The organism is Spiroplasma endosymbiont of Nomada rufipes (assembly GCF_964277355.1).
In the GTDB taxonomy this organism is placed as follows: domain Bacteria; phylum Bacillota_I; class Bacilli_A; order Mycoplasmatales; family VBWQ01; genus Spiroplasma_E.
On the sequence record NZ_OZ195517.1, the window covers coordinates 237,262 to 260,134 of the forward strand.

General features: G+C 24.8%; 17 protein-coding genes. 6 read left to right on the plus strand and 11 right to left on the minus strand.

Translation table 4 applies throughout. The features are described from left to right. Window position 1: 1 nt before the first annotated feature. The 7 genes from ACICQF_RS01335 to ACICQF_RS01365 form a co-directional block, all read right to left on the minus strand. Window positions 2-1,192 carry a phosphoglycerate kinase gene (locus tag ACICQF_RS01335; RefSeq protein ID WP_395473398.1) on the minus strand — a complete coding sequence of 397 codons (1,191 nt, stop codon included), beginning with the start codon at window positions 1,190-1,192 and terminating at the stop codon, window positions 2-4. A gap of 126 nt (window positions 1,193-1,318) precedes the next feature. After that, on the minus strand, window positions 1,319-2,326 hold the full coding sequence (gene gap, locus ACICQF_RS01340) for a type I glyceraldehyde-3-phosphate dehydrogenase (RefSeq protein WP_395473399.1): 1,008 nt from the start codon (window positions 2,324-2,326) through the stop codon (window positions 1,319-1,321). Between the two features lie 179 nt (window positions 2,327-2,505). Then, complete coding sequence (locus tag ACICQF_RS01345; protein ID WP_338957786.1) at window positions 2,506-3,438, minus strand: ATP-binding protein; 933 nt, start codon at window positions 3,436-3,438, stop codon at window positions 2,506-2,508. Window positions 3,439-3,483: 45 nt separating this feature from the next. Continuing rightward, window positions 3,484-4,602 carry a DnaD domain protein gene (locus ACICQF_RS01350; RefSeq protein ID WP_395473400.1) on the minus strand — a complete coding sequence of 373 codons (1,119 nt, stop codon included), beginning with the start codon at window positions 4,600-4,602 and terminating at the stop codon, window positions 3,484-3,486. 172 nt (window positions 4,603-4,774) lie between these two features. Continuing rightward, window positions 4,775-5,605: a DNA-formamidopyrimidine glycosylase gene (gene mutM / locus ACICQF_RS01355; protein ID WP_395473401.1), complete on the minus strand. Its 831-nt coding sequence runs from the start codon at window positions 5,603-5,605 to the stop codon at window positions 4,775-4,777. A 67-nt stretch (window positions 5,606-5,672) separates the two neighbouring features. Beyond that, a complete protein-coding gene (gene polA / locus ACICQF_RS01360; protein WP_395473402.1) occupies window positions 5,673-8,297 on the minus strand; it encodes a DNA polymerase I in 2,625 nt (874 codons plus the stop codon). A 311-nt stretch (window positions 8,298-8,608) separates the two neighbouring features. Further along, window positions 8,609-9,559 (minus strand): IS30 family transposase, encoded by a 951-nt coding sequence (locus tag ACICQF_RS01365; protein WP_395473403.1) that lies wholly within the window; start codon window positions 9,557-9,559, stop codon window positions 8,609-8,611. A 475-nt stretch (window positions 9,560-10,034) separates the two neighbouring features. Between ACICQF_RS01365 and ACICQF_RS01370 the strand changes: the two genes are divergently transcribed. From ACICQF_RS01370 to ACICQF_RS01385, 4 genes are all read left to right on the plus strand, one after another. Then, complete coding sequence (locus ACICQF_RS01370; RefSeq protein ID WP_395473404.1) at window positions 10,035-10,901, plus strand: ISNCY family transposase; 867 nt, start codon at window positions 10,035-10,037, stop codon at window positions 10,899-10,901. Between the two features lie 181 nt (window positions 10,902-11,082). Continuing rightward, complete coding sequence (locus ACICQF_RS01375; RefSeq protein ID WP_395473405.1) at window positions 11,083-11,517, plus strand: hypothetical protein; 435 nt, start codon at window positions 11,083-11,085, stop codon at window positions 11,515-11,517. Window positions 11,518-11,652: 135 nt separating this feature from the next. After that, window positions 11,653-12,897 carry an ABC-F family ATP-binding cassette domain-containing protein gene (locus ACICQF_RS01380; protein WP_395473406.1) on the plus strand — a complete coding sequence of 415 codons (1,245 nt, stop codon included), beginning with the start codon at window positions 11,653-11,655 and terminating at the stop codon, window positions 12,895-12,897. 27 nt (window positions 12,898-12,924) lie between these two features. After that, the gene (locus ACICQF_RS01385; RefSeq protein ID WP_395473407.1) at window positions 12,925-13,188 is read left to right on the plus strand and encodes an ATP-binding cassette domain-containing protein; all 264 of its coding nucleotides are present in this window, start codon (window positions 12,925-12,927) and stop codon (window positions 13,186-13,188) included. A gap of 100 nt (window positions 13,189-13,288) precedes the next feature. On the opposite strand, the gene ACICQF_RS01390 is transcribed toward ACICQF_RS01385, so the two are convergent. Together ACICQF_RS01390 and ACICQF_RS01395 are read right to left on the minus strand one after the other, a co-directional pair. Next, window positions 13,289-13,561, minus strand: a complete 273-nt coding sequence (locus tag ACICQF_RS01390) for a hypothetical protein (protein ID WP_174480642.1) — start codon at window positions 13,559-13,561, stop codon at window positions 13,289-13,291. 210 nt (window positions 13,562-13,771) lie between these two features. After that, window positions 13,772-15,904, minus strand: a complete 2,133-nt coding sequence (locus ACICQF_RS01395; protein WP_395473408.1) for a hypothetical protein — start codon at window positions 15,902-15,904, stop codon at window positions 13,772-13,774. Window positions 15,905-16,228: 324 nt separating this feature from the next. Between ACICQF_RS01395 and ACICQF_RS01400 the strand changes: the two genes are divergently transcribed. Both ACICQF_RS01400 and ACICQF_RS01405 read left to right on the plus strand, forming a co-directional pair. Continuing rightward, entirely contained in the window at window positions 16,229-20,956 is a 4,728-nt protein-coding gene (locus ACICQF_RS01400) for an FtsX-like permease family protein (protein WP_395473409.1), read from the plus strand. 302 nt (window positions 20,957-21,258) lie between these two features. Next, window positions 21,259-22,209 (plus strand): IS30 family transposase, encoded by a 951-nt coding sequence (locus ACICQF_RS01405; RefSeq protein WP_395473410.1) that lies wholly within the window; start codon window positions 21,259-21,261, stop codon window positions 22,207-22,209. A gap of 19 nt (window positions 22,210-22,228) precedes the next feature. On the opposite strand, the gene ACICQF_RS01410 is transcribed toward ACICQF_RS01405, so the two are convergent. Together ACICQF_RS01410 and rpmF are read right to left on the minus strand one after the other, a co-directional pair. Continuing rightward, the gene (locus ACICQF_RS01410; RefSeq protein WP_395473411.1) at window positions 22,229-22,360 is read right to left on the minus strand and encodes a hypothetical protein; all 132 of its coding nucleotides are present in this window, start codon (window positions 22,358-22,360) and stop codon (window positions 22,229-22,231) included. 151 nt (window positions 22,361-22,511) lie between these two features. Continuing rightward, window positions 22,512-22,721, minus strand: coding sequence for a 50S ribosomal protein L32 (gene rpmF / locus ACICQF_RS01415; RefSeq protein ID WP_395473412.1), 210 nt, complete (start codon window positions 22,719-22,721; stop codon window positions 22,512-22,514). Between the last annotated feature and the right edge of the window lie 152 nt (window positions 22,722-22,873).

Consider the following 22,873-nt stretch of genomic DNA (forward strand, 5'->3'; position numbering starts at 1 on the left):
ACTATTTATTTTCTATAGCATTAATACCAGGTAAATCCTTACCTTCTAGATATTCTAATGAAGCACCTCCACCAGTTGAAATATGGCTAAATTTATTTTCATATCCAAATTTAACTGCTGCTGCTGCACTATCACCACCACCAATTAGTGTAAATGCACCTTTTAATTGTGAAATAGTTTTACAAATATTTTTTGTTCCATTAACAAAGTTACTCATTTCAAAAACTCCTAATGGTCCATTTCAAAAAACAGTTTTAGCATTAATTAAAGTATTTTCAAATAATTTAATTGTTTTTAGACCAATATCCATTCCTTCATATCCATCATCAATGTTTTCATTATTAGTAATTTTACCTTTGATATCTTTAAATTCCGGAGCAATTACAAAGTCAATAGGTAGTATTAATTTTCCTTTTCCTAATTCAATAATTTCTTTAGCAATATCAATTTTATCTTTTTCTAATAATGAATCACCAATTTTATAATTCAATGCTTTCATAAAAGTATAAGCCATACCGCCACCAACAAGAACTTTATCAGCTTTTGTTAATAATTGTTTGATAACATCAATTTTATCTGATACTTTAGCACCACCAAGTACTGCTATAAAAGGATGTTCTGGATTAACTGTGATTTTATTAAGCATTGTTAATTCTTTTTCAATTAATAAACCAACACAACTATTTTTGATATTAGTAGCAATACCCACGTTAGATGCATGAGCACGGTGTGCAGTACCAAAAGCATCATTAACAAATACATCACCTAAATGTGCTCAATATTTACCTAATTCGGGATTATTAGTAGATTCTTTATTACCATTTAAATCTTCAAAACGAGTATTTTCTATTAAAAGTAATTCTTTGTTTTTAAGATTATTAATAGCTGTTTCAAGATTTGTACCACGAGTTTCATTAATGAATATTACATTTTCTTTTAAGATTTCACTTAGTCTTTTTGCAACGGGCGCTAAAGTATTATTCTCTTTATCAGCTTCAGATTTAATTCTTCCAAGATGTGATAACATGATTATTTTTGCATCTTGATTTTGTAAATACTTAATAGTTTCGATGCTTGCTTTTATTCTTGTATCATCGGTAATTTTACCATTTTCTAATGGTACATTGAAGTCAAAACGAACAATAACTTTTTTATTTTTAAAATCAAGATCCTTTAATGTTTTTTTATTCATATAATTTTCATCTCCTTTTTTCATATTATAATTTTAATATATTTTTAAAGCTATTAATAAAAATGCATCTTGTAATTGGTAAGATGCATTTTTGTAGTTTAATATTTTAATTAAACTATTTAAAAATTATTTTAGCTTTGCTAAGTGTATTACTGTTCTTACTAATTGCGATACATATGACATTTCATTATCATATCAAGCAAAAACTTTAACAATTTGTTTGCCTTCAACTTCAATAACTTTTGTTAATGTTGCATCAAAAATTGAACCAAAACTTGAACCAATAATATCAGTTGAAACAATTGGATCTTCATTATAAGCAAATGATTCGCTACTATGTTTTTTCATTGCTGCATTAACTTGTTCAACAGTAACATTTTTATTTAATTCAATTGTTAAATCAACAATTGAACCAGTAATAATTGGAACACGCATTGCTGAACCATCTAGTTTTCCTTTAACAGAAGGGATAACTAAACCAATAGCTGCAGCAGCACCTGTAGCTGCAGGAACAATATTAGACATAGCACTACGTCCTCTTCTAAAATCTGAATGTTCTAAGTCTAGTAAACGTTGGTCATTAGTTGCAGCATGAACTGTTGTCATTCATCCCTTAATAATTCCAAATTCTGATTCTAGAGTATGAACAACAGGAGCAAGACAATTAGTAGTACATGAAGCACCAGAAATAATATTATCAGTACTTTTTATAATATCATGGTTAACATTATAAACAATAGTTTTTAAGTCTCCTTTAGCGGGTGCTGAAATCACAACTTTTTTAGCTCCAGCATCAATATGTGCTTGTGCTAATTCTTTTGTTGTAAAACGTCCAGTTGCTTCAATTACGATATCAACATCATTGGCTTTTCATGGTAATACTTTTGGGTCTTTTTCTTGACAAACTTTAATTATTTTACCATCAACATTAATAGTATTTTTTGATTTGTCTGCTTTGATTTTTCCATGTTTTCAAGTTCTATGTGCTGAATCATATTGTAATAGATATGCTAGAGCTTCTACATTTCCTAAATCATTGATAGCAACAATATCAATTTCTTTTTTGTCAAATAATTGACGAAAGGCAAGGCGGCCAATGCGCCCAAATCCATTAATTGCAATTTTAATTGCCATTATTAAGTCACTCCTTTTATGTGTTTTTTTTTATATTGATTAATGACTAGGTATATTATAAACAAATATTGTTAATATTTGTCATAAAATATGGATTTATTTATAAAACATTTATTTTATTAGTAAATTATTTCCTTTATTTTAATTATAGTTTTCATTATTTTATTTTTTTATGAAATTTATATTGGTATATATTCTATTTCATTATTAATATTGTCAATATTATTATTATTTTCAATGGTAGTTTGTGATTCTTCAATAGTTAATTCAATTGGTATAGTTAAAGTTTGAATACGTTCTAATAAACGTTTAACTTTAATTTCTTCTGATTTACTATTTTTTAAATAATAATGTTGATATAGTTCACTAATACTATAGTTAGAATTAATAAATGTAGTTTTTAATGGTAAAATTCGTGCATTAAGAATACTAAATAATAATTCATCACGCTCTCAAGCGCTAACAGTTTCACCGCCTAAATCATCAATAAATAATAAGTCACATGATTTTAATTGTTCAATTTGCTGATTAGTATCAGTATCATTTTTAAAACTTTTTTTAATGTCCATAACAAATTCAGGTCATACAATAAAACAAACAGTTTGATTTTTTTGAATTAATTTATTTGCAAATAAGATAAAAATAAAAGTTTTGCCACTACCTGTGTCACCATATAAGTATAAACCTTGATAACTTTTGTGTTTTAAAGATTGATGTAAATACTGGATGATTTCTTTTCTTGCATTAGTTGAGGCATTAAAATTTTTACTTCATGAAAGTGATAAAAGTTTATCATCATAGTATTTAATTAAAAAATTATTATGTACTTGTTGTTGGACAGATCTATTAATAGAATGAAGACAATCCGTTAGTACTAAACTTATTTTTTGATTAGGTAACATTACTAGTTTATAACGATATCCTTTAACATTTTGTAGACATTTGCTAAGATTCTCTCGTTTTTTACATAAATTGTAGCTATCAATATAAGTTTTTAATAAATCAACATATGGTTCTAGTTTGCTGTTAGTTAAGTTGTTTTTTTTAATAAAGTCATGAAGTTCAGCATTGTTAATGTTTTCTTTTAAGATAGTTGTCGCTTTAAGTTTCATGATAATCATTTCCTTACTTAATAATAGTGTCTTTTAATAATTAAATTAATGGGCATCAAATTCCTTTAAAATATTCTTTATTTCTTCTTGAGTTAATTTTATATCTTTTTTAATATTATCAACCTTATATTTTTTAATTAATTTTTTATTGAAATTATTTGTTGTTGATTGTTCTGTAGTAGATCATAATGATTCTTGTTGAAATTGTTGCTGTGGATTTTTTTTGCTACGAGCATAAGCAAGTTTTAAATGAGATAAAGCATCATCAATACTATTAATTTGATTTTCTTGAAAGGTTTCAGCAATTTTAATAATATAGTTTGGTTCTAAACGTTTATTATTTTTAAATCAAACATATTCAATTAAGCAGTTAATTACAGCATTATTTAATTGAAAGTTATTAGTTAATATTTCTAATGTTGTTTTTAATTTATCAGTTGGTATTTTACCAGTTAAATTTTTTAAATATTCTTCAGGTAATTTTTGTTGCATTAAATTTAATGTGGTATTAATAACATCAGAATTATCTTTAGATATAATTGTATTACCATTAGAATTTAAATTAACTTTCATAGTATTAATTTTATTTTTATTTTGAAATGAATAAATTGGTCTAGAAATTGATGTTTGCTCTTGTTTAGCATAAATATTATTAAGTGCTGTTTTTAATTTTAAAGATTGAGGGATAGTATTTTCCTGTTGAGTAATATTAACATAATTTTCTGTAATTTCAATATCATTTTTTAAAAAATAAAATTTTTGTCTTTCGTAATTTAAAGTTCCTAATTGTTTAAGTAGTTCTGAGTTTAAATGGGTATTAGCAAAAAAATCATCAGCAGATAAGGGAGAACACAATTGATAAATGTAAGTAGATTTTAAAGAATAGTAGTAAGTATTAATAAGGTTAACAGATTCAAGTTGTTGGAAAGCAACAAGTAATTGAGTGGAAGTTATTTTTAATAAAGATTTAATTCGTCCATGATTGAAATCAAGATTAATACGTTTTGTTAATAACTTTTCTTGAACTAAAGTTAAATATAAATTTATTGCTTCAATACCAATTATTGGTTGATATAACATAAATAAAATTTGGTAATCTTCGTTACTAATATATTCTGATTGGTTCAACTTAAAAATATCAATATCATTTATTGTTCTGTTCATATTCATTCCCTAACTTTCTTTTTACTATCCATTTCTTTCATGGTATGATAATTATATGCACATAAAGAATATAAATAAAGTGAAATGATTAAAACACATACTTATCCACATTTATTCCACTTTTTTTATTAAAAATATTCTTTATTAATATATACTTTTGAGTTTTCCACAGTTAATATTTAATTTGACAGTGATTACAAAAGTAAGTTCCACGAAGGTTTATTTTTATTTTTTTAATAATAGTATGGCATTTAAAACAAGTCATTTTTGCTCTAGTATGAACTTGTAATTCTTGTTGATAGTAACCTGTTACACCAAGGCTTGAAGTATAACTACTAATTGTTGATCCACCAAGTTTTATTGATTTATCAAGCACAAATCTTGCTTTATTAATGATTTCTTGTAATTGTTTAAGTGTTAAATTTTTAGTAATACTTTGCGGATGAATACTAGCATAAAATAATACTTCATCTGCATAAATATTTCCTAAACCACTCATAACGTTTTGTTCTAATAATGTTGCTTTAATACTTTGACTTTTATTTTTTCATTTATTTTTTAAATATTCAGCAGTAACATTTTTATTAAAAGGTTCTGGACCAATATTAATATAAGGTTTTATGTTTTGATATTCATTTTTAGTTTGCAAATGAAAGGTTCCAAACTGTCTTGTGTCATGATATCTTAATTCGTATTTATTGTCTAATTCTAATATTAATAAGACATGTTTTCAATTTATTGATTGATTATTTTGTTGAAAATAATATTTTCCTTCCATTCGTAAATGACTTAATAATACATAATCATCTAATATAAATATTAATAATTTACCAACTCTTTGAACATCATTAATTGTTTGTCCAATAATTTGTTTTGTGAATTGTTCAATACTTGGTGTTTTGATAATTTTATTTAAAATAATTCTAACACCAATAATTTTATGATTAGTTAAAAGTGGTTGTAAAGTTTTGCGAACAGTTTCAACTTCGGGTAATTCTGGCATTTTTATTTTCCTTCCAATAAAATATAATAAACTAATTTGTTTTAAATATTAATAAATTTTTAAAAATTTATTTTAATTCAAATCAGTTATCACCAATACTAGTATTAATTAATAAGGGAACTTTTAATTTAGTAACATTAGACATAATTTTAGTAATTTTAGTAATAACATCATTAACTTTATTATCTTCAACTTCAAAAATTAATTCATCATGAATTTGTGCAATTAATATTGCATCAATATTTTGTTTTTTTATTTCTTCATAAATTTTATTCATTGCTAATTTTAAAATATCAGCAGCACTACCTTGAATTGGCATGTTCATTGCTATTCGTTTACCAAAATTTTGAATCACCTTATTTTTATTTGTAATTTCCATTACTTCTCTTCTACGATTAAAAATTGTTTGAACATATCCATTTTTTTCACAAAAATCAATTATATTATTAATATAACTTTTAATTTTTGGAAAAACTGAAAAATATTTATTAATAAATATTTTAGCATCTTCAACTTTAATTCCTATTTGTTGTGATAAACCAAAACTAGAAATGCCATAAACAATGCCAAAATTAATAGCTTTTGCATTTTGTCTTTGTTCGTTAGTAACTTCTGCTAAAGGTATATTTGATATTTTACTTGCAGTTTCGCGATGAATATCATGCTTTTGTTTAAAAGCTTTAATTAAATTTTCATCTTCACTAATATGAGCTAATATTCTTAATTCAATTTGTGAATAATCACAGGATAGTATTTTAGTATGTGGTTTGCTTGGAATAAAGATTTTGCGAACTTCTCTTTGTTCTTTATCGCGAATACTAATATTTTGCATATTAGGATCTAATGAAGATAACCTGCCAGTACTGGTTTGTACTTGATTATAAATGCTATGAATTTTACCATCATCAAAAATATATTTTTGTAAACCAAGTAAGTAAGTGGAATATAATTTTTGTAATTTACGATATTCTAAAAGAATATCGATGATTTGATGTTGATTTTTTAAACTAATTAAAACTTCAAAAGCAGTACTACCTTTTTTATAATTAGGTAATTTTAATTCTTTAAATAAGTATTCACTAATTTGTTTTGGTGAATTTGGATTTAAATTACTATTACTTTCTTTTTTAATTTGTAATTCTAAATCTTGGATTTTTAGTAAAGTTTTATCAGTTAGTAGTTTTAATTTTTTTTGATCAATGTTAACACCATTACACTCCATATTTACTAATACAAAAGCAGCAGGTAGTTCAATCTCTTGATATAAATTTCAGTTATTAGTATCTTTTAATTTTTTTATAAGAATGAGATGAGAATCTGTTAAAAAATTTAATTTTTTTTTTAAAAAAATAGCTATTTCTTTTTCATCATTGGGAATATTTTTTTTAATACCTTTGCCATAGAAATCATCAGCGCTTAAATTATCTTTAACATTGACATTGAGCATAACAGCAATGTTTTCTGGTAATATTTTTTCATTAGCATAAAGAAGGTAAGCAGCTAACATATGGTCAAAAATAATATTATTTATTATCAATTTTAAACGTAGTCCTGCGATAATAACCTTTTTTAAATCTCAAGTTATTTTTTGTAGTTTTTTATTTTGTAAGAAATGTTGAAAATTAGGACAATTAATTGCATTAATTTTATTAATATAAAATGTTCCTTTTTCATTTTTAATACCAAAACCAATAATATTATCACGATTATAATTATCACCAAAAATTTCTAATCATAAGTAATTTGAATCACAATTTCATTCTTGATTTCACTTATTTATAATTTGAACGTGAGATGTACTGTTTTTATTAGTTTTAGGATTATTGTCTTGTGTTAATAAAGAGTTCATATTATATTGTTTGTAAAAGTCTTGTAACTTTTCATTATTTAAATTTTCAACATTATAATTAAACGTTTCTAAATTACCAGTAATTGGTGTATTTAAATTAAGTTTTGCTAGTTGTTTACAAATAATACCATTATTAAAGTTAAGTTTAATTAGTTTACTAACATTTGGTTTTAATTGTTCTACATTTTCAATAATGTTTTCTAATGTGTCATATTCTTTTAATAAACTAATAGCAGTTTTTTGACCAATTCCTTTAATGCCAGGTAAATTATCAGAACTATCACCCATTAATCCCTTTAAATCGGTAACTTGATAAGGTAATAATTCATATTCTGATTGAAATGTAGAAATAGTAATAACCTTTAAATCACTCATCCCTTTTTGTGGATTAAGAATTTTAATATTGTTATCTAATAGTTGTAATAAATCTTTATCACTACTCATAATATCAATTTGATAATTACTAGCAACTTTATTTTTAACAATGCTGCCAATAATATCATCAGCTTCATAATTATTTATTTGTCCCCAAGGAATTTGTGCTAAGTCTAAAAATATTTTAACTAAATTAAATTGTTCAATTAACTCAACCGGAGTTTCACTTCTTTTTCCTTTATATGTTGCTAAAGTTTCATGACGAAATGTTTTACGACCAGCATCAAATGCAACAAAAACACTAGCATAGTTGTTAGATTTTAAGTACTTAATCAACATTCTAATAAAAGCATAGACGGCATTAGTTGGAATACCCTGTAGCGAATGTAGATTAACTCCTTGGTATGCAGTAGCATAATATGCTTTAAATAATAAATTGTTACCATCAATAATTAATGCTTTTTTCATTTATTCACCTAATTTCATAAAACTATTATAACAATAAGTAAGTATAACTTCATATAAAATTAAAAAATTAGCATATAAAAAAAACAAGATTTTTTTCTTGCTATCGAACAATAATTAAGTTACAGATTTAATTGTGTAGAAAACATTATAAATATAAGGTTTTAGGGTTAATTTTAAGAGAATTATTATATTTATAGTGATTAGAGTTCTGTAACTTAAGTATTTAAATATTAAGGATATTTATAAATAGATCCTTAACTTTTATTATAACATTCAATTTTTAATTTGCTAAATTGTAAAGGTAAGTGCAACTAAATTATTTTTCTATCCAAATATTCGATTGGTGAAAGATAATTTAATATTTTTCTCGGTCTTTGATTTAAAGACAATATAAATTTATGAACTTCATTTTTATTAGTTTTTGAAAAAATAAATTTTTTAGGAAATTTTTCTCTAATTAAACCATTAGTATTTTCATTAGTACCTCTTTGTCAAGGTGAATATGGATTGGCAAAATAAATTTTTACATCTAAATTTTTTTCAAGTTGTTGTCAATTTGAAAATTCTTTGCCACGATAAAAAGTAATAGTTTTAACAATGTTTTTTGGAAGAATTGATAAATAATAACTGACATTTTTATTAATAACTTTAGTAGTTCTGTTTTTAACTAATATTGCTAAAGAAAATCGTGATACTCTTTCAACTAAAGTTATTAAACATGATTTGCTTTTGCCTCTTGATGATACTATAGTATCTCCTTCTCAATGACCAAGTGTTATACGATCATTAACATTTATATCTCGTTCTTTAATTGATTTACCATTAAACTTGCCACGATTTTCTTTAGATTTTCGTTTTTTACCTTTTCTTCTTAAATTTTTACTAGTAACTTTATCAAGCATTCCAAAATAAATTCAAGTATAAATTGTTTTAAAACTAATAACTCACTCTTTATGAAAATTTTTAATTCTGCCATAAATTTGTTCAGGTGATCAACCTAATAGTAATTTTTGTTGTACATATTTTACTAAATTCTTATTTTTAAACTTATGAAAACTAATATGTGATTGTTTTCGATTTTCAGCTTTATTTTGTGCAATTAATGAAAAATAATGATTATTATCTTTATTTCTATTAATTTCTCGAATAATAGTACTAATACTTCGATTAAGATTTTTAGCTATTTCACTAATTTTAAATTTAAATTTCAATTGATTATCAATATAAATCCTTTCATCTATGCCAAGATGTTTATAACTCATATAAAAACTCCTTACTTTTTTCTAAACTAAATTTAGCATTATGAAATTTTTATATGAGAATTTTTTGCAATTTTATTTACTTGCACTTACAAGTATAATTCAGCATATATAAAAAACAAGAGCTTTTCAGCTCTTGTCTACACAAGAATTATTGCTAAGGTAATATGTCATTTATAAAAAAAAAGGGGGTTATTTATAAATAAAACTTAAGGTTATTGGGGTTATAGAGTTTAAATTAGAGGTTTTAGATTAATTTTAAATTTTTTATATTTAAAAATATTATAATTGAATAATGTTTTGACATATTACCTTAATTTTAAAGGACCTAGGCTATCTAAATCCTTATAAGAATAATAACAAATAATATTTAAATTGCAAGGAAATTTGTTATTATGTCATTATTTAGTGATAATTTCCTATTAGTTATCGAGCAAAAATTTCCCAAAAGTAAAGTTAAATATACTTGGTGATAAATATGGAAAGAAGCATGACTATGAAAGAAAAATATAAGTTTAATATTATAAATGACATTATTTTTAATAAATTATCTAAACATCAAGCTAAGAATAAACTTAACCTAACTATTAGAAGAATTAACCAATTAATTCAAATTTTCAATAGAGAAGGTAAAGTTGGTTTTATTCATAAATCCCGAAATAAAATTTCTAATAAAACAACAAATTTTAAAATCAAAATTAAGATTATAAATTTATATAAAACCAAATATTATAATTTTAATTTTCAACATTTCCATGAGAAATTAAACAATGAAGAAAAAATTAAAATTTCATATAGTACACTTTATACTATATTAATTAAAGAAAAAATTACTTCACCAAAAATACATAAAAATAAGAAAAATAACTTGCATCCTACAAGAAACCGAAGAACAAATTTTGGTGAATTAATTCAAATGGATGCAAGTAATCATCATTGATTTTGTAAGGATAAACCAAAAGCTTTTTTACATGCTGCAATTGATGATGCTACAGGTAATATTGTCGGACTATGATTTGATCATCAAGAAACATTAGATGGTTATTATAATGTTTTTTATCAAATTTTAACTAAATATGGCATACCAAAAACATTTTATACTGATAATAGAACAGTTTTTGGATATAAAAAACAAATCGATGCTGGCAAAATAAACACGGAAAATGATACTTATACTCAATTCCAAAAGTCTTGTAATGATTTAGGTGTTGAAATTATTAGAACTTCCATTCCACAAGCTAAGGGTAGAATCGAACGCTTATTTGGAACACTTCAAAGTCGCTTAATTAGTGAACTTAGACGCTGAATTATACTTGCACTTACAAGTATAATTCAGCGATTTTAAAAATAAAGAAAATATTAATGGTGTCAATAATAATGATGAAAAGATTAAAGAAAGTAAAAATACTTTAGGTAAACGATTAGGTAGGTGAGTTGGAAAATTTTTTATTTTTGCCTTTGAAACTTTTATTTTTGGTGTTGTTTCAGGAATTATTTCTGTTCTTGCACTTAAAATTTCTTTTGCAATGGCGCTTTGTTGATGAACTCCTGCGGCTTTAGGAATAGCAACACTTACTGCTTTGCCTATAGGTTGATGTGTAGTTTTAGCAATTGTAGCAGTATTAGGTGTTCAGATACTAAAAGAATATGGAATTAAACCTTTATTAAAAAAAATGTGAAACTTGGTGGAATTAAAAAAAGCAAAAAAACTAGAAATGGAGGACTTAAAAGAAATAGATTTTCATAATATCAATTATAGAGTTTTAAAAAACTATTTAAGTTCTCAAAAAAACATACCTTTTGATGAAATTAGACCAAGTTTTGAACAAAATATTAATATAATTAAAAATAGAAAATTGTCTCATCAAACTCAAGAAAAATTTGATGCAAAGAGTATTAATAATATTCCAATTTCAGCTAATACTTGAAATAAACATTTTACTTTATTTCAACATAATTAATAAGTTAACAATTTTGTTGATAATAATAAAATTTTAATCTATAAAATTAATACTATTTTCTCTTTTCTCTTATTTTATGGCTAATATTCATGTTATTATTACTAAGTAATTAAAAAAATATTAATGAGGTATAAGATGAGTATTGTCACAATTGAAAATTTAACACATGCTAATGGTTGAAAAGTTTTATATAAAAACGCCACTTTACAAATTAATAAAGGTGAACATGTGGCATTAATTGGTATGAATGGTGTTGGTAAAACAACATTATTAAATATTATTAATGGAACAGTATCTGCAGATCATATTAATTTAAATATTCATCCTAAAATTAAAATTGGGTATTTGGATCAACATCAAGAGGTTAATTTAGAATTAACAGTTTTACAACATTTACGTGAAAGTTATCAAAAACTTTTTGAACGTGAACAACAAATGGAAAACTTATATGCAGAAATGGCTAATAATTATAGTGAAGAGTTATTAACGAAAGCAATGAAAATTCAAGATGAATTGACACACCAAGGATTTGATACTATTAGTAAAAAAATTGGTCGTTTAGTTGATGGATTGGGTATTAATTTACAGCTTTTAGAACAAACTTTAGGTAGTTTAAGTGGTGGTCAAAGAGCAAAAGTGTTATTAGCAAAATTATTATTAAATGAAGATGATTTTTTATTACTTGATGAACCAACTAATTTTTTGGATATTGAACAAATTAATTGATTAGCTAAGTTTTTACAAAATTACCCTAGTTCATTTTTATTGGTGTCACATGATCGTAATTTTATTAATACAACATGTAATATTATTTTCGATATTGATAATTATATGATTACTCGTTATGTTGGTAATTTTGAAAGTTTTTTAGAACAAAAAAGTTTACATCATCATCAATATGAATCAGCATATTCAAATCAAAAGAAATTAATTGAAAAATTAGAAACTTATATTAGTAAAAATGCAGCACGTGCTTCAACTGCTAAAAGTGCTGAATCAATAAGAAAACAATTATCTAAAATTAATGTTTTAGAAAAACAGCAAATCCAGTCTCCTCCAAAGTTTTATTTTAAGTATTATAAAATAACGAGTTCAATTGCTGTGCAAGCTAAAAACCTTGAAATAGGTTATCATAAACCATTAATTAAGCCACTTACTTTTGTTATTAAGACTGGTAGTAAGTGAGTTGTTAAAGGGTATAATGGAATTGGTAAAACTACTTTCTTGCAAACATTAGCTGGTAATATTCCAGCACTTGCTGGAAATATTAATTTAGATGATCGAATGCAAGTAGCATATTTTCATCAGACTGAAGTAATGACTAGTACTACCCCATTTAATTATTTAAAAGAGTTAGATATTAAATTAAATGATGTTTAGATTAGAAGAATTTTAGCAAGTTTTGGCTTGCGTAGTAATTTAGTAATGAAACCAATGAACTTACTTTCTGGTGGTGAACAAACTAAGGTTAGATTAGCAGCATTGGCATTAAAACCTTACAACTTATTAATTTTAGATGAACCAACTAATCATATTGATGTTTTAGCTAAAGAGTCTTTATTAAAAGCATTGCAAGAATTTGAAGGCACTGTATTATTGACAACTCATGATACTAATTTTAATAATAGTTGAGTTGATGGTGTTTTAGATTTTGAAAAATTAACAAATTAGTGAAATTAAAATAGTTATTTTTAATATTTAATTTATACATTTAAACAAATAAAAAAACTTATAACTAAGATTTAGTTATAAGTTTTTTTATTTGTTTAAATTATCCTTTACGATTACGGTCGTCACGGTCTCGTCTGCTAAATCCACCACTGTTTCCTCAACTAGAATCACCACGGTCAGAACGTGGTCTAAAGTTTCCACGATCAGAAGAATTTCTATCCCCTTGTGTTCTTGCTCCACGTTCAGCAAAACGTTTTTCACGTTCTTCTGTGATTTTTACAAGTGTTGTTAAACTTGCATTAATAGTAATTACTGTTTCTTTTAAAACTTTAATTTCTTCTAATAATGCTTCGATTGTTTGATTGTTTTCCATTAACAATGCCTCTTCTTTCTGGCGCCTAATTGATAAATCTGATAATAATATCTGATATAATGAGATTAATAAGCACTTAATTAAGTATAGCATTAAAATTAAAATTGTATAGTATATAGTCATATATTTTATAGTTAAAAATAATTATTATTATGATAACTATTATTTTTTATTAAATATCTAGTAAATAATATTATTAAAATTAGTTTTTTATTTTACTAAAGTAATACTTTTAAATTTAAAAGTACGTATACCTTGAAAATCAATTAAATTTTCAATATCAATAGCAGTGATAATAAAATGATATGTAGTGTTTTTAATTTTATATGTAAAATCATATTTTAAATTAATTGTTTCAATATTATTGATGGTAGTTTTAGTCATAGTAATATTAGAAGTATTACCTATTTTTTTATTAATGCCGGTTGTGTTATCAGCATCAAAATAAACTTCATAGTTATCTTTAATTCATTGATTATTATTAGCAGTAATAATATTTTTAATTCCTAATTTATGACTTTCATCAGTAGTACCAAGTAATAAATTTAAAATATTATTTAGTTGACTGTGTGGTTCAAGCATAGTTTTTTGTAAAATATCCAGTATTGAACCTTGAGTAAAAGTTGGATATTCTGGATCATCTTTATTAATGTGCCCACCTAATGATTTATATAATTCTTCGACATCGGTTGCTGTTACATCACTTTTATTAATTATGTTTTTTAGAGTAACAATAGTATCATTTTTAAAAATTATTAAGAGACCAGTAGTATTATTAAATAAAAAATTCTCTAAATCTTGTAAATCAATATTAATACCTTCATTACCTGGATATTGTTCTGAAATTTTGGTAATTAGATCAGTAATGCTATCAATAGTATTTTTAACACTATCTGTATTAATTGCTTTAATAATGGTATCAATTAAGTCATCAGGTTTATACATTTCATCACCAATCAGTCCTCCTAAAGTTAAATTTACCGGTAAAGAAGTTGGTTTTGGTATTGTTAAATTAAGTTTAAGATCATAAAGAAATGTATCAAAACCACGAGTTTCTGCTGTAGTTTTACCAAATACGGTTAGAAGTATTTGTTTTAATTTTTCTGGTTGGCTAATTAAAGATTTTATAGTATTAATAATATCAAGTAAATTATAGCTACCAGCACTTGGCTTTGATGGATAACCATTACCAATTGTTAAGTTTTTAACACCTTCAGTAATATCTGGCATATCTAATATTCATTTTTTAATAACAGGAATAATTGCTTCAATAATTGTTAAGATATAAAGTGGGTTAGTTAAAAGATAGGGAAGGTATCTTTCTATATCAGCAAAAAAACCTTTATCATCAAAATGAACTTTTATGTTACCTGTATCCAGTCAACTTCCATCAAGTGTTATATGTTCTGAAAGAACGCCACCTAAATATCGTGGACTTTTACCATTTTTACCAAAAATTTTATTGTCTTCACTCATTTTTCAAAACAAGTAATTAATTAAAGTGCCACCATGATATAAATCATAATCTTGTTTTGACTTTCAATCACTTACTTTGTGACCAGGAAGTTGACCTAAAGTTGGACTTATTTTTCATCTTTCTCCATTATTTCAAGCGCTATAAGGTTGACCACTATCATCTTTTCAATTATTCATAAATTTAATTAATGTTTCTTCATCAGCGGGTGTAGAAGTTTGTTGATCAGATCAACTGCCATTGACTAAATTACCAAATATTCTAGTTAGCGGATTTAAAAAATTAGGACCATAGTTATTAATTAAATTAGCAACTAATTGTAATCCAGCTGGTAAAGTGCTTAAGTCACCTTGTAATGATTTTAAAAAACTAGAAATGGAGTCCATACCAGCACCTACAACTATATTTTCTAATTGTGGGTTAGCCATAATTGATATAGTTCTAATATAATCAAGTGATGAAAAAACATCATTAACTTGTTTTTTACTATTGATGGTTTTAATTAATTCACCTGTTCCAGAAGCTTTAAAAAAATTATCATGATCAAAATTATTTACATCAATTTTTCCATTTTCCCCTCAACGTGTTTGTAAATCACCTCAATTATCTAAACTAGTATTTTTAGTTAAATTATTAATACTATTATTTTTAATTTTTCCCATAATATCATCATTAGTACTACTAGTATCAGCATCTAACTCTTTTGACATAACCATACTTTTAATTAAAGCAGAAGTTTGGTCAGCAAAACTTTTAGCGATACTATTAGTTACACGGTTAACATAAAAATTAAAGGTACAAGCTGATAGAGGTAAAATAGTGGCACTTGCTATTAAGATAATTCCTAACTTGGTAAATACTTTTTTCATAGCAGTTCTCCTTAAATAAAGTGTTATTTTTGTCAATTTTATTTTACTAAAATTTAATACATTGAACTCTGAAAATAATTAAATTCATTTCTTACAAATTGTATCATTAGTTATTTTAATTTTAAAATTTATTTAAATAAACAATTTAAATATGGTAATATATCAAACAGAGAAAAATTAAACATTATAAAAACTATCTATTATTTATTTTAAAATTATCCTATATATTAATTTTGTATAAGTGTGATATTATTAATCCATATGTGAACTTAATAATTAAAATTAAATGTAAAATTTTAATTTCAGGAATTAGGGAGAACTGTAATGGCAAGGTTAAATAAACGCGAAAAAGCGAATAATAAAAAAATGGTGTCTACTAATAAAAAAACAAAAAAAAGTTTATTTAAGAATGCGTTACTATTAAAGCAGACTTTAGTTGCTACATGAAAAAGTAAATTACAATTAGTTATTTTATTATTACTTACTGCTTTTGCAACTTCGTTGGTTACTGGAAGTTGAATTTCGTACGTTAGAATGATTGAAGGAAGCAATCAATTAGGATTAAATGATCTTAAGTTTGATGCTGTTTTACCTTATTCATCAGTGTCGCAAGGTATTAAACAAATTGCTAATCAAGCTTTTAGTTTAAAGTTAGGTCGATTTTATGTTCAAGATGGAACTAATAGTAAAAGTATTAAAGCTCTTTATTTTGATGATACAAAAATAGGGACAGATCAAGAAATCCTACCAATCACTAAAGATAACTTAACTATTGATTATACTCGTGATAATATAGGTAATATTACTGGGTTTAATGATATAAGATGAACAAACCCAGATAATCCTTTAATTTTTAATTTGAATAATAATAATGTTAAAGCAAGCATCTATGGTCAATTATTATTAAATTCAAAAAATGCTGCTAATGAGAATTTAAAAAACCATTTTAAAACAGCAGCAGATGATTTATATCGTGATGTTTTTTTAAAAAAAACAGCACCCAATATTCTTCAATCTATTAATACTTTTATTAAGGAATGGATTACAAAACATTCAACAGATCCGATATTAAAGGAGACTGATAATGATAAAGTTACCACTTGAATTTTAGAAAATAAAATAAATTTTAGATCTTCTTCTAATGATGCTACTATTCCTGATAGTGTTAATTTACAAGATCAAACAGAAAGAAATGAACTTTTTATTAAAGTAGTTAAGGAAACTGAACCTGATCCAAGATTAGATAATGATTATGGTATGAATGGTCAATGAATGATAATTTATCGTAATTTTTCTGCAACAGAATCAGATAGTAACATTTATACTAATTTTACTAATACTTCTATTGGTTATCATTCACCTTTTAACTATAATATGATTAGTGATGGCACTGAAAGAGACGCTTTTTCTTCATATTTAATTCGTGCGGTTGCAGCATTACAAATGCGTGATTTATATGTTCGTAATCAATTTACTGCCAGTGCTGGAGTAATTAATAATACTCAAATTAATACTAAAATTATTGATATTGGTTTACCTAATGCTTTAAATCATACTAATCTAAAAGTATTTGAAGGTGTTGCACCAACAAGTAAAAATGAAATAGTTATTACGCCACAATATGCAAGAAAAAATAAAAGTAATAAAGCGTATAAACCAGGCGATCATATTAATATTAATGGTACTGACTTTATTGTTAGTGGTATTGGTGGTGATGCTTATGATATTTATCCAACGATTAGTGACTTAGATCCAATTCCCAATACAAGAACTGAATTTATTGCTTATGTTACACCTTCAGCATGAAATGATGGAAATTGATATAAGACAGCAGATAAAACTGATAATACTTTAATGTATTTTACAAAATGAAATAATGTTCCTAAAAATAGTATTCATGAATTTGATGTTGATTTATTTAATGATTTTTTTCAAAAAACAATATTTAGTGATAATGGTGTTAGTGATTTAAATCAATATGATTATAATAAGTATTTAGTTGAGAAATATGGTAATACAGTTCCAATACCACAATCGTCTTCTACATACCTTATTAATCAAAATCCTGTAGTTACAAGTAGTAATAGTCAGTTTTCGCTTTATAATAGTAAAGAAAAGATATTTAATTCAGCAATAATTGGATTTTTATTTGCAGCAATAGCAGGAGTATTATTTTTACTAACGGTTGTTATTTTTATTACTACTTTAATTGTTAAAAAAGCAATCCAACATGGACAAGTTTCAATGGGTATTTTAAAATCAATAGGTTATAAAACATGACAAATTACGATTTCTTATTTGGCATATCCATTATTAACACTATTAATTTCAATTCCAATTGGCTGAATTGTTGGTCTTGTAATTCAGGTATATTTAACTGAGATTTTTAATACTTTATTTGTTTTACCATATAATGTTTTTAACTTTGATGTTGTTCCATTATTTATTTCAATTGTTTTAATTATTGGTTTTATTTCAATTGTTACTTTATTAACTGCCTTTCGTCTTTTAAAACGTGATCCTTTATTTTTAATTAAAAAAGATAGTGATTTAGCTTTAGGTGTTCCTAAAAGTAGAACTAGCAAGTTTTTACAAAATAATTTTCGTCTTCGCTTTTTATTATCGTTATCAAAAACTAGTTGAAAAAAAATTTTAGTTACTTCAGTAGTTATTACTTTAGCTTCACTTTCAATTGTAGCAACAACACTAGTTCCTGCCACTATTAATAGTTTAAAAGTTAATTATTTCAAAACTCAAAAATATAAAAATTATTATGAGTATCAAACACCAATGCCGAATATGCCAATGAGTAAATATGGATTATATTCATGAGATTTTTTTAATCGACCAAGCGGTGAGAAATATTATCCAACTTATGGTGCTATGCCTTGACCTGAAGATAAAATTGTTTATGATGAGAAAAAGGCACGTGTTGGATGATATAATCCATTATTGTTTAAAAAAGAAAAATTAACTAATAATTTTGCTGATATTTTTACTTTTGATTCATCTTTTCCTGAATCTGAAAGAGCAGAGTTTATAAAAAAAATGTCCTCTTATTATCAAGAACAATCAACAGGGACATTAGATCTTAATGATTTAGTTTGATCATATAGTTGATTAGGTGGCAAAGATTTTAGTAATCAGTTAATAACTGATTTAAGTAAAGAAGATAATACACCATCAAAAATATTTTCATATAATATTGTTAATTTTGCAAGTGGCCAATTACCTAATATTTTGCAAGTTCCCAGTCCTGGAGTGCCACCTGGTCCAGAGGCAATTAAAGAAATTTTAAAGCAAGTATTACCAGGCTTTGTTCGTCAGAGTATTGATAGTTTGCCAAGACCTAATATTAAAGAAGATCCTTATGATTATTTTAGTATTGGTCATAATACTATTGCTTTTAATCCAAAAACTACTAATAATGGTGATATTAATGGACCAGATGAAGAATTAGTAACACAGTTTAAAGTTGGTGTTGATGAAAGTACAAAAATTGCTAAAAAAGAACTAATGGATGTTATTGGTATTAATCCCAATACTGCGATGTTGGTATTAAAAAATGATGAAGTTAAAGCTTTAAAATATAATGCTAATGCTAATGCTATTCCAATGGTTATCAATCGTGCTTTTCAATCTAAATTTGGATTAGATGTTGGTTCACAATTTAGTGGTGTACCACAAGTTAATACTCTATGTTATAAAAATATTTATGGTAAAAGTATTCCTTTATCAAAAGAAAATTGATATTATGGTGAAACACCACCAACAGATTCTTATACTACAAATGGTGGCATTTGATCAAAAAGTGGAACAAAATGAAATTATCGTGGTGATCAAAAAATAAAATTATCTGATAATAGTAAAGAATATAGTGATATCCACGGCACTAGGTATAATGGTATGTATGATGAAAAAGGACAACCAATTATAAATAATGAACCTAGTACTTGAAATAATGTTAATGATATTTGATTAAAATTGCCTTCTGATATTGATCATCATGCTATAAAGGGTAAAATTCCAACAGCTGATAATGCTAAAACTATTGATTTTGATTTATCACGTATTTCCGATTCAACAGGTGAATGAATTAGACCTTTTTCATATGATTTGGTAAAGCCATATAATGGATTTGATCCTAAAGATCCATTAAGTATTTTATTAAACCGTCCAGCAGAATGATTTATGGGAATGGTTAATAATAATATTTTAACTAAAGAAAATAATATTAATGCTGATAGTTTACAAGCAGATATTAAAAATAACATGCCAACATGATGAAAAAATATTACGGGTAATGATAATCCACTTCATACATATCAAGTTGTGGGAATTCAAGATTCTTATGATACTCCTAAAGCCTATGTTGATCAAAAATGAGCTAATGAAATTATGGGTTATAGTTATATTGATGATAATCCTTATTATTCAGGAACGGATGTATTTCAATGATTTAATGGTAAGTTAAGTGCTAATGCTAATGTTTTTGATTTAATTGGAAGAATGAGTTTTAAATCAAATTTAGATGATTATACTATTTATGCAACCACTAGTTTAAGTGGTAATCAAAATATACCAATGGTCAAAAAAAATTATTTATTATCAAGACAACAAGCAGTGCTTACTAAAATGTCAGATATTGCTTTCAGTGCTAGTGCTTTATTTATTGTGACAACGATTATTTGTTCAATATTAATTGTTATTATGATTACTGATTTATTTACCGATCAATTTCGTCGTTTTATGGCTCATATGAAAGCAGAAGGATATACTAATTGAGAAATTAATTCTTTTACTTTAGGTATTTTTACACCTTGAGCATTACTTGGTTATGTTGTAGGATTTGCCCTAGGTTTCCTTGCAATTTATGGTTTAATTTCTATTCTTACTAGTTTTGTTGGTGTGGCTTTACCATTTACAATAACATGATGAATATTACCAGTAAGTTTTACCATAATTGGTGGTATATATATATCAACATTTATTATCAATAATCATGAATTAAATAAAATGAATTTAATTGAATTATTAAAATCTGATGAATAAAATAAAGTTCACTAAAGAATGTTTGGTAAATTTAAATATTTAAATTTACCAAATTAATAGTCAAATATGTATACTTTATTTGAAAACTAAATATAGTTTTTAACTCATTACTTTATTTTAAAGTAAATGGGTTTTTTATTTTGAAAGGAGAAAAAAAGAATTTTGAAAGATGAATCATTAATTTCTAATTATTATAATGCTGAATTATACTTGTAAGTGCAAGTAAATAAAATTGCAAAAAATTCTCATATAAAAATTTCATAATGCTAAATTTAGTTTAGAAAAAAGTAAGGAGTTTTTATATGAGTTATAAACATCTTGGCATAGATGAAAGGATTTATATTGAGAATCAATTTAAATTTAAATTTAAAATTAGTGAAATAGCTAAAAATCTTAATCGAAGTATTAGTACTATTATTCGAGAAATTAATAGAAATAAAGATAATAATCATTATTTTTCATTAATTGCACAAAATAAAGCTGAAAATAGAAAACAATCACATATTAGTTTTCATAAGTTTAAAAATAAGAATTTAGTAAAATATGTACAACAAAAATTACTATTAGGTTGATCACCTGAACAAATTTATGGCAGAATTAAAAATTTTCATAAACAATGAGTTATTAGTTTTAAAACAATTTATACTTGAATTTATTTTGGAATGCTTGATAAAGTTACTAGTAAAAATTTAAGAAGAAAAGGTAAAAAACGAAAATCTAAAGAAAATCGTGGCAAGTTTAATGGTAAATCAATTAAAGAACGAGATATAAATGTTAATGATCGTATAACACTTGGTCATTGAGAAGGAGATACTATAGTATCATCAAGAGGCAAAAGCAAATCATGTTTAATAACTTTAGTTGAAAGAGTATCACGATTTACTTTAGCAATATTAGTTAAAAACAGAACTACTAAAGTTATTAATAAAAATGTCAGTTATTATTTATCAATTCTTCCTAAAAACATTGTTAAAACTATTACTTTTGATCGTGGCAAAGAATTTTCAAATTGACAACAACTTGAAAAAAATTTAGATGTAAAAATTTATTTTGCCAATCCATATTCACCTTGACAAAGAGGTACTAATGAAAATACTAATGGTTTAATTAGAGAAAAATTTCCTAAAAAATTTATTTTTTCAAAAACTAATAAAAATGAAGTTCATAAATTTATATTGTCTTTAAACCAAAGACCGAGAAAAATATTAAATTATCTTTCACCAATCGAATATTTGGATAGAAAAATAATTTAGTTGCACTTACCTTTACAATTTATCGTTTAACTAAATAATGATCAATGTCTTTAATTAATTCTTTTTCATCATTAATATGTGATGTTTGGAAATTATTGGTAATATCATCACTAATCTTTAATAATAAATCATAATAGCCCTTATTTTTCATACTCTACACTTCATAATAATAAATAGTGTCTATTTTAATAAATTATTAACTATTATAAAATAATTTTGTAAAGTAAAAAAACCTCTAATATTTAAAATATTATTTTAAATAAATAAGAGGAAGATAATCTAAGATAAGATATATTCATATTTTATTTTTTTTCTGTTGATGATGTTTTTTCTGCTTGTAATGGATTAGTAATAATTACACCTTTGTATGCCTTGCATTTCATACAGGCATGATGTGGTTTAGTAATTGCTCCACAATTTAAACAGTTAGTTGTAGTTGTTGCAGATAAACTATCATGGGCACGACGTGTATTTTTACGCATTTTTGACGTTCTTCTTGCTGGTACTGCCATAGTCTGTTGCCTCCTTACTTTCGTATCTCATAAATTATATATTGATTTATCAGAAAAATCTATTTTTTTTGATAAGTTTTTCAAATTTTTGGAAATAAAATACTAATAAATCAAATATTTTATTTATTGTTATAAAAGCTGAATTATACTTG